Below are 17,238 nucleotides of genomic sequence, written 5' to 3' on the forward strand. Positions count from 1 at the left end.
ACACACTTTAAGATAAACTTATATTGCATCCCATATTACTTACAAAAAATAGGTTAAAAAAATGCGTTATTTAACAACTCCTACCCTAGTTTTAGCTTGTGCATTAAGTACTTCTGCTTTTGCTCAACAAAATGAAGCTTTAAATTATAATATCGTCAATGTTCAAGCTGAAGCTGCACGTCAAGTATCTAATGATGAAATGCACGCAATTTTGTACATTGAAAAAAGTAACAAACAACCTGCTGAACTTGCTTCTCAAATTACCCAACTCATGAATCAAGCCATGATGCTGGCAAAAAAATATCCGCAGGTTAAAGTTGAAACAGGTTCGCAAACAACTTATCCAGTGTATGACAATGAAAATCGTAAGCTGAAAGAATGGCGTGGTCGTGCAGAAGTGCAAATAGAAAGTACAGATTTTAAAGCTGCAAGCCAACTGGTGAGTGAACTACAACAAAACTTTCAAACTGAATCAATTAACTTTACCGTATCGGATGCACAGCGCAAAAAAGTTGAAAATGAATTGATGATTGAAGCATCAAAAAACTTTCAACAACGCGCACAAATGCTCAGTCAAGCTTGGAGTAAGTCAGGTTACAACTTGGTCAATTTAAACCTCAATACCAGTAACAATTATCCACAACCTATGATGATGCGTGCCAGTATGGCTAAGTTTTCAGGCGCTGAAGCTGCCGATGCTCAGAATGTTGCTGCGGGAGAATCTAAAATCACTGTCAATGCAAATGGTACCATTCAGTTTAAATAAGCCATTTAGACCCACGATGCTTCATCAAAAAGACCACAAAACTGTGGTCTTTTTCTATGTAGAAATGCGAAAGTTCTGATAAATTAGCGCGTTATTTTTATTTTTATCTCCACTTTTATGGACTTCACTGAATTAAATCTGCACCTTTTTGAATGGTTTAATGCCTCAAATCATGCCCATGAGATGACCATTCGCTTTGCAATTTTCATCGCCAATGATTTATTTTATATTATGCTACTTTTTTTTGGTTTTTATTGGCTTAGAGGAAATTTTGCCATTAAAAAACAGATTGTTAAAGCATTTATTTTCACGACTGTGGCACTTTTAATTAGTCAAATTATTTCTCACAGCTTTTATCACCCACGCCCTTTTGTGATGGAAGTAGGACGTACCTTAATTTACCACTCGCCCAATGGTTCTTTTCCCAGCGACCACATGCTGATTTTTAGTACGATTGCCTTTTCATACTTTTTCTCAGAAAAACGTAGTCTTGGGATCATATTAATTTTATTGGCTTGGCTAGTGGCTTGGTCACGTGTTTATTTAGGTGTACATTTTCCTTTAGATATGTTGGGTGCTTTTTCCCTTGCTTTTATATTGAATTTCTTTGGTTTAGCTTTATGGAATCGATTCAAAATAACGATTATAGAATTTGTACTTAAAATCCATCATGCTGTATTTAAACCCTTTATCAAAAAAGGCTATGTAAAATAATTCTAATATGTATAAAAAAAACCACTCTAGAGTGGGTTTTTTTATACGAACAGTTTTAGTACATTAGTAAATCGCCATGTGGTTGCGATGGATCATTTCTAAAGAACGCGCTTCACCTAAAACCTGATGCACTTTATCTGAAGATAAACCCTTCACAATTTCAGCTGAACGCGAACTAAAATTGACACGACCAACTGCAATTCGCCCACCATTCGCATCAACACATTCCACTACATCGCCCCGTTCAAAATGACCTTCGACAGCTTTAACCCCTACAGGCAATAAACTACGATGATTTTCTTTAATCGCTTTAACTGCGCCATCATCTAAAATCAGACGACCTGCAGTTTGTAAATGTGCAGCAAGCCACTGTTGATGCGCAGTTATACGGTCATTATCAGTAATAAATAATGTTCCAAGTAACTCACCCGACATTAAACGAGCCAATACTTGGTCACTTTCACCGCTAGCAATTAAAGTTGGACAACCCGATTTTGCAGCCAACCGTGCAGCACGCACTTTGGTTAACATGCCACCACGACCAAACTTCCCACCCCCACCTGCCATATCAAACAGGCTTTCATCCAAAGCACGAACTGTATGGAACAGCTTCGCATTTGGATTTGAACGGGGATCAGAATCAAACATGCCTTGTTGATCAGTCAAAATAATCAACAAATCCGCATGTACCTGACCTGCAACCATCGCGGCTAAAGTGTCATTGTCACCAAAGCGAATTTCATCTGTAGAAACAGTGTCATTTTCATTGATGACCGGAATCACTTTCCAATCGATCAAATTTTGCAATGCATCGCAAGAGTTTAAATAACGACGGCGATCGGCTAAGTCATCATGGGTCAGTAAAACTTGGGCAGTTTGAATTGCATGCTTTTCCAATACACTCGACCAAGTCTGAATAAGACCCATTTGACCAATAGCAGCACACGCTTGAAGACTCGGTAAATCAGTGGGTCGGCTCTCCAGTTTCATCCGAACCATGCCTTCAGCCACAGCACCCGACGACACTAGAATAATCTCGTGTCCTGCATTGTGTAGATCTGCAATTTGTTCCGCCCAATGCGAAATTGCATCCAAATCTAAACCTTGCCCATTTGCTGTAAGTAAAGATGATCCGATTTTAACAACGATTCGTTTACAAGCCTTGAGCTGACGTTGCCCATCTACCACTTCTATCATCTTGTCCTCAATACGCTATCCTAAGCGCTTAACGTACGTAAAATACTTCCATTTCGCCATCATCACCCTCGTCGTCCTCATCTTCATCATCGTCGGCCAATAGACCTGCTAGACGTTGTTGACGGCGCATTTCACGGTAGGCTTCTTTCGCAGCAATAGTTTGCTCACGTGTTTCAGCTTCAAGCTGTTCACGGAATGCTTTGACTTCTGCTGCGTACTCAGGATCTTCCTGTTCACGTTCTCGTTGTTGTTCAATTTCATCCATTAAGTAATAAACAACTTCTTTAGTGCCTTCCGACATTAAACCAGAAGTTTGGAATACTGGACCTTCCCATTGCATTTCTTCAAGCAAATGATTACACCATTCATCCTGTGTATCATTATCTAGCTGATCAACTTTATTCAAGACCAAAACAACTGGTAACTTGGTTAATGTTGGAGAGAAGTTTTTCAATTCTTGTAAAATGGCTTTGGCATTGTACGCAGGATCTGAACCATCAATCGGTTGAACATCAACAATGTGTAATAAAATTCGGGTACGTGCCAAGTGTTTGAGGAAACGAATCCCGAGACCTGCGCCTTCTGATGCACCTTCAATTAGCCCTGGAATATCCGCCATCACAAATGAACGATGACTATCTGCATCTACCACACCTAAATTTGGAATCATGGTGGTAAAAGGATAATCAGCAACTTTAGGTTTTGCTGCCGATACAGCACGAATAAAGGTCGATTTACCTGCATTTGGCATACCCAGCAAACCAACATCGGCCAATACTTTAAGCTCTAAGCGAACTTCACGAAATTCACCTTTAATACCGTGTGTACACTTACGCGGTGAGCGGTTGGTCGATGATTTAAAATGGGTATTGCCTAAGCCACCATCACCACCTAATGCCACCATGACTTGTTGGCCATCTGCAACCAAATCACCAATAATGTCGCCTGACTCTACATCAACAATGGTTGTTCCTACTGGAACTTTCAGTACAACAGATTCACCACCACGACCAGAACAGTTTGCACCGCGACCGTTTTTACCGCGTTCTGCACGGAATTTACGGGTATAACGATAATCTACAAGTGTGCCAGTGTCATCATCTGCCTGAACATAGATACAGCCTCCACGGCCACCGTCACCACCATCTGGGCCACCAAAGGGTACGAATTTTTCACGGCGAAAACTGGCTACGCCATTGCCACCGTCGCCAGCCTCTACGGTAATGACTGCTTCATCAACAAAGCGCATACTGCCAATCCTCTAAATACTTTAAAACCGCATATTCTGCCATATTTTACAAAATTTCTCGAATAGTATTATTCAGCATTACATGATTTTTGCTTGGCTAAAGCCAATTTGATGTTGTTTAGCGCTATACGACTGACTCGACGCTCGATAATAGGTTATTTGGAAAGTGAATCCTCGTTTTGTTTTTATCCATCCATATCATTTTTAAAACGCAGCTTTTAATCCGCTAGAATGATTTTTTCGTTACTCAATAAAAATTTAAATTTATTTGAAAATAGGAAAATTAATCTTTGTCCGTGGTTTTTTTATTTTCTAAAATTTCGGGCAAATTACGTTCAATCCAACCAATCAATCCCGTTAATTTTTCAGCGGCTTGAGCGCCTAAAATAGTCAACTGATATTCCACTTTAGGCGGTACAACTGGATAAACCGTTCGAATTAAAAAACCATCTTTTTCAAGCAGTTTTAAAGTTTGTGCCAGCATTTTTTCGCTTATCCCCTCTATACGTTGCTTTAATTCGCTAAAACGGTGTATACCTTCGCTCAAGCAACGTAACACCAATACCGACCATTTTGTGGTTAAGTGTTCTAATATTTGACGTGAAGGACATTCATTCGACAAAACCTGTCCAAGCAAAATACTCTTTTCGTAGTGACTCATTCATTTTCTCCATATTCTTTAACTTACCTTTAGGTACGTACTTACATTAAGTAAGTTAATGCAATATGATCAAAACATCAAGTATATAAAACAAACAATCTAGAGGTTTTGAACATGAAAATAGCAATTACTGGCGCGACAGGTCAACTCGGTGAATTGGTGATACACGCTCTTTTAAAAGTGACTCCTGCTGAAAATATCATTGCGTTAGTCCGCAATGCCTCTAAAGCCAAAAATTTAAAAGCCCAAGGGATTGAATTGCGTCATTTTGATTATGATCATCCTGAAACATTAACATCAGCTTTATTGGGTATTGATAAGCTCTTACTGATTTCAGCCAATGAAATCGGACGTCGTACCCCACAACACAAGGCTATCATTGAAGCAGCACAGCAAGCAGGTGTTCCTTATATTGCTTATACCAGTTTACTACATGCTGATATTTCACCTTTAGGTTTGGCTCAAGAACATCGTGAAACTGAAGACCTGATCAAATCGAGTGGACTTAAATATACAATTTTACGTAATAACTGGTATAGCGAAAATTACTTAGCTGCACTTACTCATACAGTCGAAAATGGCAAACTCTATGGTGCTGCAGGTTTAGGGGAAATTAGTTCTGCAGCTCGTCAAGATTATGCCCAAGCAGCAGCTAAAGTTTTAACATCTGAGAATCATGATGATAAAACGTATGAACTTGCAGGTTCTCAAAGTTTCACTTTAGCGGATTTAGCACAGAAAATTACAGATGCGTCTGGAAAATCGGTTATTTATCAAAATCTAACTGCCAATGAATATACACAAGCTTTATTAGAAGCAGGTCTTCCGGCAGGTCTAGCCGACGTTATAGTGGATGCTGACGTGCAAGCTGAAAAAGGTGCTTTATTTAGTACCAGTCAAGATTTAGAAAAATTGCTCGGTCATAAAACGACAACCATTCAAGATCAAGTTAAAGCGATATTAATGAAATCTCACTAAGGCCATCATTCTCTCCTAAACTATTTGATTACACTTTAAGGAGAAGAGGTTTAGGAAAATAAACTAAGGACGAATACTCTGGATTGGTACATTCATGCTCATGTCTAAATTTGCCGTCGTATTTCGTTCTTGGTTATACATGGTGGCATTAAAAGTTGCAATTTTACGCATGGTCATAGGATCATTAATTTTGAGCTGAGGTGCAAACTGGTGTAATACATGTAAATCCACTGCTTCATTAAATTCAAAAAAAACAGGGCCATTAAAAGAAATTTTTACAGGAACAGCATAGGTTTTTTTGAGCTGAAAAGGAACCTCAAGCTGAATAGGGATATCCAAACTTAGTGGGAATTGGGGTAAAAATTTATTTTGATATACCAGATCTGTCGTTGCACGAAGCGGCAAGGTCTGGTCTATTTTGACTATTGTTTGATAATTCACAGATACTGAAATAGGCGTTTCAACTTCAAACTGCAAATTTGCTAAATATCTGCCTGTTAATGGTAATAATAACTGATGATTTAAGTGAATTTGGGTATCTAAAATTCCCACTGATTGAGTTTCTAAATAATTTCCGACATGAATTTTAGTAGGTAATGAATCGGGTAATTCTATTCGTGCCCGATCAGCTGAAAGTTGCATTGAAGCTATAATATTCAAATATAACCAAAAAAGAATGGAAACCAACAAAACTACTGCGCTAAAGCTTAACAATAAACTTTTGAAAGAACGAAATATCCACATGATCTTTCTTCCTAATTTTTCTTTTGCTCTAAAATAGTCTGGCGGCTTAAACGCAAATTATGTAAGGGAATTTTTAATTCACCCTGCTCAATTTTTATAGGCAAAGTATTTTGTACATCGACTGAAGCTTTTAAAGCCGTTTTAATAGGTACATTTAAATGACCTTGAATGGGAATATTTGTTTTTAAGGTTGTATGTAACGGTATATTCAAATTTTCCTTAAGTACTGCTTTTACTGGAGCATCAAACTTCAAATGTACATTTTGTTCTAAAGGTACATTCATATGAATAGGAACATCTAACTTGATGGGAATAGTTCCTTTTAAAGGAAGTGTAATATCCTTACCTAATATGCGAACTTTAACTTGGGTATTGATAGGTAAATTTTGATCTACCTTTAATATTTCTTGAATAGGGATCGTCGTTTTAATTGGAACTTGATTATCAAAATACACATGAGGTGTTAATGTTTGCGTGAGAGGAATATTCAGATTTTCATGAATTGGAATTTCTGCATTAACTCGTCCAGTCACATCAACATTTAAAGCATCATGAATTTGAACTTTCGCCTGTAAGGGTTCTTGTAAATCGATATTTACAGCTTGGTTTTCTAGTGGAATGTAAATATTAAAATGCTTAAACACCCAAATGGCGATAACTACACCACAGAGTGAAGCAAACACAATAAATGCTAATCCACTTAGCATGTGTTTTACTTGCAACTGCTCTTCCTTGATCTTTTTTTTCTTAGGATGATTATTACTAAAAATATCAAAAAGTATGCAATTTTTTGTATATAAAAAATTTTATTTAAATCATTCGACTCTATAAATTGGTAAATACAGTACTTTACTCTTATTAATTAAGAAAACAAAAAAAGAGCCTCATTTGAGGCCCTTTTTACTACATCTACAAATTATGCATTTGTTTCAGCAGGAACTTTTGGATAGCTTACGCCACACATTTGTTCAGCAATACGTAGCACTTGGCAGCTATAACCGACTTCGTTGTCATACCAAACATAAGCTGTTAAACGTGTACCTGATGTAATAGTGGCTTGCGCATCAAATACACCCGCAGTACGCGAACCAATAAAGTCTGACGACACCACTTCAGTCGAGTTGGTATAACCAATTTGACCTTGTAGGTTTGAGTTGATTGAAATTTGACGAATGTATTCGTTCACTTCTTCACGATCAACTTCTTTCTCAAGGGTTAAATTCAGAATTGCCAATGACACATTTGGCGTCGGAACACGTACTGAATTACCCGTCAACTTACCTTTAAGTGCAGGAAGTGCTTTAGCGACTGCTTTAGCTGCACCTGTTTCAGTAATGACCATGTTCAAAGTCGCAGCACGACCACGACGATCCGCACTGTGGTAGTTGTCAATTAAGTTTTGATCATTGGTGAAAGAGTGAACTGTTTCAACGTGACCATTAATCACTTTGTATTTGTCATCTAACACTTTTAATACAGGTGTAATTGCATTTGTTGTGCAACTTGCAGCAGAGATAATTTTATCTTCGTCTAAAATATCAGTGTGGTTTACACCATACACGACATTTTTCATTTCACCTTTACTTGGCGCAGTCAATACGACACGAGCAACGCCTGGGCATTTCAAGTGTTGTGCAAGACCTTCTGCATCACGCCATTTACCCGTATTATCAATTACCAAAGCATTATTGATTCCAAATGCAGTGTAATCCACTTCAGCTGGGCTAGATGCGTAAATCACTTTGATATAATTACCATTCGCAATAATCGCTTCATTGGCTTCATCTACAGAAATAGTACCTGCAAATGGCCCATGAATTGAGTCACGACGAAGCAAAGATGCACGTTTTTCTAAATCACCATCTGATGATTTACGAACAACAATCGCTTTAAGGTTTAAGCCCCGGCCCAAACCAGACTGACCAATAATTAAACGCGCAAGGATACGGCCAATACGCCCAAAACCGTAAAGTACAACATCTTTCGGCTCTACTGTTGCAGGATTGCCTTCTAAAGATTGAACAGCACTTGCAACAAAAGCATCAATGTTGCCGCCTTTTTCTTTAAATTCAACTGCAAGTTTACCTAGATCAATTTCAGCAGAGCCGATATTTTCAACTTTCGCCAAAGCTTCTAAAATAGGGAAAGTATGAACAACTGAAAGCTCAACATCGACTACACGTGTACGGCGATGGGCTTTTAAAATTTGGATAACTGAGCGGTTAACCAAAGAACGACCAAATACAGAAGTCACGATATTTTTTTCACGATACAACTGACCAATTAAGGCAATCATGTGTTCCGCGATTTCTTCACGGTTTTTCCAACGACCTTGGTGCTCTGCATGTAAGGCGATGATAGTGTCTTTGCTCACAGATACGTCCTCTAATTAATATATATCTAGGCTAGGCATAAATTCTAAAACGCCATAATTGTAAAGGAATTATCGGTAGTTTTGAATCAAAAGCTGATTAAGTCCAGTATATTTTGCGTTATATTCACTATAAATGAACAAAATAGTGCTCAATACTTTTGTAAATTTCATCTCTGCAATAAATTTAAAGGATTTCTTAGGATAAAACAGACAATGCTGGCTAAAACTCAAAAAGACAGAAAAATATAAAGCAATGTGCTTTTTATTTCTTTAAACGATTTGAATATTGTTCAAGATTTTGTAACAGTGTTTTTTGTTTGTGTTTTTGCTTAGCTATATGTAGACAGCCTTCAATCACCAACAATAAAACGGCAAGCCAAATTGGGATATAAGTTAACCATTCTGCAGCTCCAACGTTTTCACCTAATGCAATCGATGCCAAAGCAAGTAACACAGGCTCTAAATAACTCAGTAACCCAAAAATGATGAAAGGCAGATAACGACTGGCCAACATATAACTGCCCAATCCAAATGCACTTAAAAAACCTAAGCCAATAATTGCCCAGATTAAATGGGGAAATTGTTCAATCAAAACAAAAGAGTGGTTGTGCATCGTCGCCAAATAAATAGCGACCGGCATGACTAAAAATAAGTCCCACCAAAAGCCCCCCAAATGATCGGTTTTAAATGCACGCCTTAGAAAGAAATAAATAGGATAAGCAATCGCAACATATAATGTTTCCCAAGCCATACTGCCGATTCGCCATAATTCATGACCAACGCCAACACTGGCACATACAACGGCAGCAACTTGCCATTTTGATAATTTTTCTTTGTAAAATACACATCCCATTAAAACCATGACTAAGGGCAATAAGAAGTAACCCAATGAAACTTGCAATCCACGACCATTGATGGGTCCCCACAAGAACAACCAAAGCTGTGTCGTGCATAAAAAAGAACTGACAACTAACCAGATTAAAATTGTGGGCTGATGAACAATACGCTTAAAAATTTCGTTGATATACTTTAAGTCGCCTAGCCACCACATAAATAAACTGAGGAATGGTAAGGTGGCTAACATACGCCAAGCAAATGTTTGCTCGCTGTCAAAAGGTTTTAAAAATTGAGTATAAAAGTATAAAACCCCAAAAGTGATTGATGCCAATATAGACAATATTACGCCTTTGTACATCTTCACACCTCTGAATTTATTTGATTTGCATTATAGAGATGTCCCACTCATAAAACTTGAATTTTCATATTTTTAATTTGATCATTGAATAAAAAAACCATGCCGAAGCATGGTTTTTTCTATTGCCATTTAAGTTCTATTTCTGGGTTTGTTGAGTATGAATAATATCGCTCAAATCATATCCAAGTGACTTTGCATAATCCAAATATTCTTTTACTACTGATTCATCTGGGTGTGCTGAGCGAGACAATACCCACATATATTTACGTCGTGGTTCACCTACCAATACAGTTTGGTAGTTTTCATCCAGTTTTAAAACCCAGTAATCCCCCCGACCGACTGGTAACCATCGAACGGCTTCAGGTAAAAAGCTGACTTTCAATTTAGTATTAAATGGCGAATTTTGTACAAAAGCTTCACCAACTGATTGTTTCAACTGGCCACTTTTACTGTAGCAACGATTATCTACTTTGACATTGCCATTTTCATTCAGTGTATAAGTTGCTGACACATCACGATCACATTGGTTTTGAAAATACATAGGTTTACGCGCGACTTCATACCAAACGCCTAAGTATTTATCTAACTCCACCTTTTCTACCGTCTGTAATGGCTTGGTTTGTGCATACGCTACCGTCACCGCACCCAAACCGACTAACACTGCGCCACCTAAGGCAATTTTAGCCAAAGTAAAGCCCGCTTTTGGAAGATTATTCTTTGCCATAAACCTATCCTTTTCAATCCATCTTATAAATTTTAAAAACAAATATATGATTAAAAATAACCATTCCAACAGTCTGATACTGTAGCGTTATGTAATAATTTCACAATAAAATCATACTCTAACTCAACATTTGGGCTTTTAAGCGAACAATCTCATCACGTAATCTGGCAGCCTGTTCAAACTGTAATTCTTTCGATGCTTTTAACATCTCCTTTTCCAGTTTTGACATGTGTTTAGCCAGTAATTTCGGATCGGCCAAAATATGTCGTTCATCCGCACTTAACGCGCGCGCCTGACTTGAAATATTTTCATCAATTTGATCGTCCGTTAGTACTTCACCAGTATCAATATCTTTATTATTTTGACGTTTCGTACTGCGCGGTATAATGCCATGTAATGTATTAAACTCGATTTGCTTATTACGACGACGGTCGGTTTCATCAATTGCTTTTCGCATAGAATCTGTAATTCGGTCAGCATATAAAATCGCTTTTCCTTTCACATTACGTGCAGCTCGACCTATTGTTTGAATGAGTGAACGCTCCGAACGCAAAAATCCTTCTTTATCGGCATCAAGAATAGCCACCAAAGATACTTCTGGCATATCCAGACCTTCTCGTAATAAATTAATACCCACGAGCACATCATGCACACCAGAACGTAATTCATGAATAATTTTGACACGCTCAACCGTATCAATGTCTGAGTGCAAATAAGCGACTTTCACCCCATATTCTTTTAAATAAGAGGTTAAATCTTCTGCCATACGTTTCGTCAAAGTGGTCACTAAAACACGCTCATCTAAATCTTTACGCAGATTAATTTCCGAAAGTACATCATCGACTTGGGTTAAGACTGGACGAACTTCAATTTCAGGATCAATCAAACCTGTAGGACGAACCACCTGCTCGGCTATTTGTTCCGATTTTTCCAATTCATATTTGGCAGGTGTTGCACTGACATAAATCGTGGTCGGTACAATACGTTCCCATTCTTCAAACTGCATTGGACGGTTATCTAGCGCACTAGGCAAACGAAACCCATAATTCACTAAGTTTTCTTTACGTGAACGGTCACCTTTGTACATTGCACCAATTTGCGGAACAGTCACATGTGACTCATCAATAATCAGTAGAGCATCATCAGGAATATAATCAAATAATGTCGGTGGCGCTTCACCCGATGGACGACCGGATAAATGTCTTGAGTAGTTTTCAATTCCGTTGGTATAACCCAACTGTTGCATCATTTCTAAATCGTAACGGGTGCGTTGTTCAATTCGTTGTGCTTCTAATAATTTGTCATGTTGTTTAAAAAAAGCCAAACGATCTTTGAGCTCCTCACGAATAGTGCCTATGGCACGCTGCAAGTTATCTTTTGGTGTAACGAAATGACTTTTGGGGTAAATCGTCACTCGCGGAACTTTACGTACCATTTTGCCCGTTAAAGGATCAAACCAACGAATAGAGTCCACTTCCTCATCAAACAGTTCAATACGAATGGCATTTTGATCAGATTCGGCAGGAAAAATATCCATAATTTCACCGCGTATACGATACGTACCGCGTAAAAACTCGAGTTCATTGCGACTATATTGCATTTCAACCAAACGACGAATCAAGTCATCACGACTAATTCGGTCACCTTGGACAATATGCAACAGCATACTCATATAAGCATTCGGATCACCTAAACCGTAAATTGCAGAAACAGAGGCTACAATAATGGCATCACGGCGTTCTAATAATGAACGTGTTGCAGAAAGACGCATCTGGTCAATGTGATCATTGATAGCTGAATCTTTTTCAATAAAGGTATCTGAAGATGGAACATACGCTTCGGGTTGATAATAGTCATAATAACTGACGAAATATTCAACCGCATTGTTGGGAAAAAAGGATTTAAATTCGCCATACAACTGTGCCGCCAAGGTTTTATTATGCGCCATCACAATGGTTGGACGTTGTAGCTGTGAAATCACATTGGCCATGGTATAGGTTTTACCCGAACCTGTTACCCCTAACAATAACTGGTCGTGATAACCTTTTTTTATGCCACTGACTAATTTTTCGATGGCTTGTGGCTGATCACCTGCGGGTTGATAGCTGGTGACCAATTCAAAAGGTTGCGGAGTATCCTGCATAGTATCCATCATCTTCAACGACATAACCTTCATAGTATGAGGGCTAAACGCCAACATACAATATGAACAGTTCTATATTTATGTATTTAAACTATATTTTTAGTGATGAAGCACTACGACTTCCCTATCCAGTTATGCATACTGAATTCTTAAATACGATTTGATATCTATAAATACAAGATCATGCATTTCTAATTCTAGATGATTGATTTCAATTTCAAAAAAGCTGATCTTTCACTTGACCCTAGACTATTTCGATTGCAACATGAATGAAATGCCATCACGATGTAGTGCTCACATGTCATATCTCTATCACGATGAAAATATTATCAAAAGCTTACCTGAAGACACGGTCTTTGTTTTTGGTAGCAATCTGGCTGGACAACATGGAGGGGGGGCAGCATCGACTGCGTTACAATATTTTGGTGCTATGCAAGGTGTGGGCCGTGGCTGGTCTGGGCAAAGTTATGCTATTCCGACAATGAATGAACATTTACAGCAAATGCCTTTGTCTCAAATTCAGCATTATATTGATGACTTTAAAATATATACCAAAAACCATCAGAAAATGACCTACTTCGTGACTTCAGTTGGCTGTGGTATTGCAGGTTATACCACTGAAGAAATTGCTCCCATGTTTAAAGGTATTTCACAAAATGTGATTTTACCCCATTCATTTCGTCCTTTTGTCGAAAAAGCATTACCCAAATTGACCCGTCATTTTCTAAGAACGGTCTTCAACGATGAAGTCATTTTCTCGACACGTGATGAAGAGATCATTACGCAATTAGATTTATCAGAAAGTGAAAAAAGTGCTGCGCGAATTATTTTACATACTCAAATCTACCCGACAGACAGTAATGGACGAGATCGTATTTTTGAAATTTCCGATATTTTACATGTATTGAATGGTAAAATTTTTGACTGGCAAAATAATGCTGAAGGCTCAATGCTATTTGGTGGTGTGATTTTAGCTTTGCTTGAACTCTATAATATTAATGAAAAGGATTTTATGGATGTTTGGCAAGGCGAACGGGAAATTCCACCACCTAAGCCTGAAAACAAAGCACGCAAACAGATCCGTTAAAATCTATTTTAACCTTTCAAAAAAGCCAATATAAATTGGCTTTTTTTATTTCTAGCTCAAAATAAGCAATAAATCTCTTCATCGTGAGCCATAATTTAAAAAGCATATTATTTCAAAAATATTTTTATCAATTTATACTACAAGATTAGATTAATAAAAATATGATGAGCTCGTGAATGGAAATGTTGGATTCGCCTTTTTTTGAACTCTCTCCCGTGGCCATGTGGCTTGAAGATTATAGTGAAGTAAAAAAACAATTTGATCTTTGGCGTGAACAAGGAATTCAAGATTTATCAGCATTTTTACGAGAAGATGAGTCTCGAATTTTAGCATGTGCCAGAAAAATTAAATTATTACGTGTCAATTCAAAAACACTGGAACTGTATCAAGCTGAAAACTTTGAGGCATTGAATGAAAACCTCCATTTGGTTTTCAAAGAAGATATGTCTGGAACGCATATTAAAGAATTGGTCAGTTTATGGAATGGTGAAACTCAATTTTCACATCCTGCTGTCAACTATACCCTAACCGGTCAGCGTATAGATATCCAGCTTAAGGGTGTAGTCCTGCCACAACATGAGCATGATTTATCCTTGGTTCTAATTACCACGGAAGATATTACGGCTTATACCGAAGCGTGTCGTCTTGAAGAAAAAAGCCGTCATTTGGCCGAAGCACGTTTTATTTACTCACCGACTTCTCTGTGGGTAGAAGATTTTAGTCGAATTAAAATTAAATTAGATGAACTTCGCGTCTTAGGTATTGAAGATTTCAGTACATTTTTAGATGTGCATAATGATTTTGTGAATGATTGCATTAAAGATATTCTGATCCTTGATGTCAATCAGGCTACGCTAAATTTATTTGGCGCACCCAATAAACAAACTTTACTTAAAAATATTCATAAAGTATTTGCGCAAGAAATGTTTCAAACTTTTCGAGAGCAATTAATTGAACTTTGGAATGGCAATATTCATCATCAGCGTGAAGCAGTTAATTACGCACTCGATGGCAGTATTCGTCATGTGGTTTTACAATTTAGTGTATTTCCAGATTACCTAGACAATTGGGGCATGGTTCAAGTTGCCCTGACCGACATTACCGCACGTAAAAAAGCAGAGAAGTATCTTGAATATTTAGGTAAACATGATGTTTTAACCAAACTCTACAACCGTTCTTTTTACAATGGTGAAATCAATCGTTTACAACGTAATAGGCTTTCTCCTGTTTCTTGTATTTTTATGGATATGAATAGCTTAAAGGAAGTAAATGATAGTTTGGGCCATGATGCAGGCGATAATTTATTGCAGCGGATAGGTAATGTACTCAATCAACTGGTTCAACAGACGCTTTATTCTGCTTGTCGTATTGGAGGTGATGAATTTGTGATTCTTTTGCCAGGAGCAGATGAGGCAGCATTACAGAATTGCGTACAAAGCCTAGAAGAACTTTTATCAGTTGATAATCAGTTTTATGCAAATCAACCCATTCTTTTATCGATTGGTTATGCCACTCTACAAAGTGGAGAAACGATGGAAGATATGCTGAAACGTGCAGATACAGTGATGTATCGTGAAAAGAAAAATTACTATTTAAAGTATACAAAACACACAACAACACTCACTGAATCTTAATCAGCTAAGCGATGATTAAACATAAAAAAACCATGAATATCCATGGTTTTTTTATTTGACGCTTAACGCTTACCAAATGAACGCCGAGTACCACGAGGTGGCATCCATGTACGATCAGCATAACGCTGTGGACGTGGACGAACGTCATCCAAGATTTCATCAAGGTTCTGCTCAGTTTCTTTTTGTATCGGAAATGGCAAATTGACTAATGCTTTCTTCTTGGGAGTATTTTGGGTGCTCATATGATTCACTCAATAATTTATAGAGGGTATTGTACGAAAAAATGAGTTTAAGTGCGAGATTAGATTCTTCAAAAAAATATTGAACGATTTAAAATATTTATTTCGCCATTGCAAATTTAAAAAACCACTTCCCGTTTAATAACAAGTACACGATAAAAATATGTTAAAAAAAGAATCATAATATCGTATAAAAATTAATCAAAATCCAAACAAAAAAACATAAATTACTGAAATTAAATAATTTTATAAAATAAAACACACCTACTTAATTAAAACAAATTAGCCTATTTTTTTACATGAAGACAACTAGTTTTATAATTTTTAGTACATTTTGTTTTAAATACAACTATACAATCCGCATTGTCAAAGAAAAAAAATGTATAAACGTAAATGGACATGGAGTCCCCAAATGAAAAAATCGTTACTTTGTCTTATTTCATCACTTGCAGCCTTACCTGCAATAAGCTATGCCGAATCACCTTATTTTAGTTTAAAAGATGGTGATGGTTTTAAACGCTTTTCTGTATCGGTAGGTGCATTACATGTCATGCCTCAAGGTAAAGCTCAGCCATTTGAAATTAGTACTGCCGTTAAAAATGGTGAAGTTGCTAAAAACGGTGATATTAAAGTTGATACCGTATTAAATAACCTCAATCCAGATGTTAAGCAGGCAGGACTTGCCGCAGCCTTAGAATTTGTAGGTTTTTTCACGGGTGGCGACTTACCCGCAGAACTCAGCGGCAATTCAAAAATTAGTGGTTTAGAAAGTTGGGAAGCACAAGGAACTGGGCTTGAAGCCGATGACGTGACCACATTGGGGATTATATCCAATTACTTTTTCACCGATCATGTTTCATTCGAAATTAAGGGTGGAATTCCACCGAAAGTAGATTTACAAGGTAAAGGAAAAATTTATGCACCTTTTTCCGCGATTGCTACCCCGCAAATTGGTGATCTTGATTTAAAATTTCTGAATATTGACCTTAAAAACGATCTTTTAATTACCGATTTAGAAGCCTATGGGCCTGCGGCATCAGCTCGTGCTTGGACGCCAGCTTTTGAGTTCCAATATCATTTTGGCAAAACAGGTGTAAATAAATTCCGGCCTTATGTTGGCTTGGGTGTGATGTATGCTTATTTTAATGAACTTGAAATTAATCCACGTACAGAACAAGATTTAATTGCAGCAGGTCATATGATTGCGAATATTAAAGAAGGTAATGCAGGCGCGGCTTTAGAACGTACGCCAAGCAAAGCCAACCCCCAAGTCGATTTAGAAGCAACTGATGCTATTGCACCTATTGCCACTGTAGGTTTTACTTACGACTTTAATGACAAATGGTTTGCTGTAGGCTCTTTGTCCTACGCACATTTAAAAAATGAAACCACTATCACAGTCAGTGATGCAAAACTGGGTGAATTGATTCGCTCAACAGCCGATATTGAGATTAATCCTGTTCTGGCTTATGCAGGTGTAGGGATGCGCTTCTAAATCAAAATGCTAAAGAAGACGACTTTATGTCGTCTTTT

Annotated in this window: 16 protein-coding genes; 6 read left to right on the forward strand and 10 right to left on the reverse strand. The window is 37.5% G+C overall.

From position 1 onward, the window contains the following. Positions 1-61: 61 nt before the first annotated feature. Positions 62-766 (forward strand): SIMPL domain-containing protein, encoded by a 705-nt coding sequence (locus GA0116959_RS06980; RefSeq protein WP_092719796.1) that lies wholly within the window; start codon positions 62-64, stop codon positions 764-766. 117 nt (positions 767-883) lie between these two features. Next, positions 884-1,480, forward strand: coding sequence for a phosphatase PAP2 family protein (locus tag GA0116959_RS06985; RefSeq protein WP_092719797.1), 597 nt, complete (start codon positions 884-886; stop codon positions 1,478-1,480). A gap of 63 nt (positions 1,481-1,543) precedes the next feature. Here the strand turns inward: GA0116959_RS06985 and proB are convergent, their stop codons facing one another. From proB to GA0116959_RS07000, 3 genes are all read right to left on the reverse strand, one after another. After that, positions 1,544-2,677 carry a glutamate 5-kinase gene (gene proB / locus GA0116959_RS06990; RefSeq protein WP_053578266.1) on the reverse strand — a complete coding sequence of 378 codons (1,134 nt, stop codon included), beginning with the start codon at positions 2,675-2,677 and terminating at the stop codon, positions 1,544-1,546. Between the two features lie 28 nt (positions 2,678-2,705). Continuing rightward, a complete protein-coding gene (gene cgtA / locus GA0116959_RS06995; RefSeq protein ID WP_053578267.1) occupies positions 2,706-3,926 on the reverse strand; it encodes an Obg family GTPase CgtA in 1,221 nt (406 codons plus the stop codon). Between the two features lie 283 nt (positions 3,927-4,209). Then, the gene (locus tag GA0116959_RS07000; protein ID WP_053578268.1) at positions 4,210-4,587 is read right to left on the reverse strand and encodes a winged helix-turn-helix transcriptional regulator; all 378 of its coding nucleotides are present in this window, start codon (positions 4,585-4,587) and stop codon (positions 4,210-4,212) included. Between the two features lie 114 nt (positions 4,588-4,701). Here GA0116959_RS07000 and GA0116959_RS07005 point away from each other — a divergent pair, with 114 nt between their 5' ends. Next, complete coding sequence (locus tag GA0116959_RS07005; RefSeq protein ID WP_092719799.1) at positions 4,702-5,565, forward strand: SDR family oxidoreductase; 864 nt, start codon at positions 4,702-4,704, stop codon at positions 5,563-5,565. 63 nt (positions 5,566-5,628) lie between these two features. Here GA0116959_RS07005 and GA0116959_RS07010 read toward each other — a convergent pair whose 3' ends face one another. The 6 genes from GA0116959_RS07010 to uvrB all read right to left on the reverse strand — a co-directional run bounded on the left by GA0116959_RS07010 (position 5,629) and on the right by uvrB (position 12,745). Continuing rightward, the gene (locus GA0116959_RS07010; protein ID WP_092719801.1) at positions 5,629-6,309 is read right to left on the reverse strand and encodes a hypothetical protein; all 681 of its coding nucleotides are present in this window, start codon (positions 6,307-6,309) and stop codon (positions 5,629-5,631) included. A gap of 11 nt (positions 6,310-6,320) precedes the next feature. Continuing rightward, the gene (locus tag GA0116959_RS07015) at positions 6,321-7,016 is read right to left on the reverse strand and encodes an MFS transporter (RefSeq protein WP_171256883.1); all 696 of its coding nucleotides are present in this window, start codon (positions 7,014-7,016) and stop codon (positions 6,321-6,323) included. Positions 7,017-7,225: 209 nt separating this feature from the next. Beyond that, the gene (locus tag GA0116959_RS07020) at positions 7,226-8,683 is read right to left on the reverse strand and encodes a glyceraldehyde-3-phosphate dehydrogenase (RefSeq protein ID WP_053578272.1); all 1,458 of its coding nucleotides are present in this window, start codon (positions 8,681-8,683) and stop codon (positions 7,226-7,228) included. A gap of 262 nt (positions 8,684-8,945) precedes the next feature. After that, positions 8,946-9,878, reverse strand: a complete 933-nt coding sequence (gene rarD, locus GA0116959_RS07025) for an EamA family transporter RarD (protein ID WP_092719804.1) — start codon at positions 9,876-9,878, stop codon at positions 8,946-8,948. Between the two features lie 136 nt (positions 9,879-10,014). Further along, positions 10,015-10,602, reverse strand: a complete 588-nt coding sequence (locus tag GA0116959_RS07030; protein ID WP_053578274.1) for a lipocalin family protein — start codon at positions 10,600-10,602, stop codon at positions 10,015-10,017. Positions 10,603-10,720: 118 nt separating this feature from the next. Continuing rightward, positions 10,721-12,745, reverse strand: coding sequence for an excinuclease ABC subunit UvrB (gene uvrB / locus GA0116959_RS07035; RefSeq protein WP_053578275.1), 2,025 nt, complete (start codon positions 12,743-12,745; stop codon positions 10,721-10,723). A 298-nt stretch (positions 12,746-13,043) separates the two neighbouring features. Here uvrB and GA0116959_RS07040 point away from each other — a divergent pair, with 298 nt between their 5' ends. Together GA0116959_RS07040 and GA0116959_RS07045 are read left to right on the forward strand one after the other, a co-directional pair. Further along, the gene (locus GA0116959_RS07040) at positions 13,044-13,832 is read left to right on the forward strand and encodes an A1S_2505 family phage non-structural protein (protein ID WP_092719805.1); all 789 of its coding nucleotides are present in this window, start codon (positions 13,044-13,046) and stop codon (positions 13,830-13,832) included. 176 nt (positions 13,833-14,008) lie between these two features. Next, positions 14,009-15,466, forward strand: coding sequence for a sensor domain-containing diguanylate cyclase (locus tag GA0116959_RS07045; protein ID WP_092719807.1), 1,458 nt, complete (start codon positions 14,009-14,011; stop codon positions 15,464-15,466). A gap of 62 nt (positions 15,467-15,528) precedes the next feature. Here GA0116959_RS07045 and GA0116959_RS07050 read toward each other — a convergent pair whose 3' ends face one another. Continuing rightward, positions 15,529-15,708 carry a hypothetical protein gene (locus GA0116959_RS07050; RefSeq protein ID WP_053578277.1) on the reverse strand — a complete coding sequence of 60 codons (180 nt, stop codon included), beginning with the start codon at positions 15,706-15,708 and terminating at the stop codon, positions 15,529-15,531. A 409-nt stretch (positions 15,709-16,117) separates the two neighbouring features. Here GA0116959_RS07050 and GA0116959_RS07055 point away from each other — a divergent pair, with 409 nt between their 5' ends. After that, entirely contained in the window at positions 16,118-17,200 is a 1,083-nt protein-coding gene (locus GA0116959_RS07055) for an OmpW/AlkL family protein (RefSeq protein ID WP_092719809.1), read from the forward strand. Positions 17,201-17,238: the final 38 nt, after the last annotated feature.

The organism is Acinetobacter albensis (assembly GCF_900095025.1).
Lineage (GTDB): Bacteria > Pseudomonadota > Gammaproteobacteria > Pseudomonadales > Moraxellaceae > Acinetobacter > Acinetobacter albensis.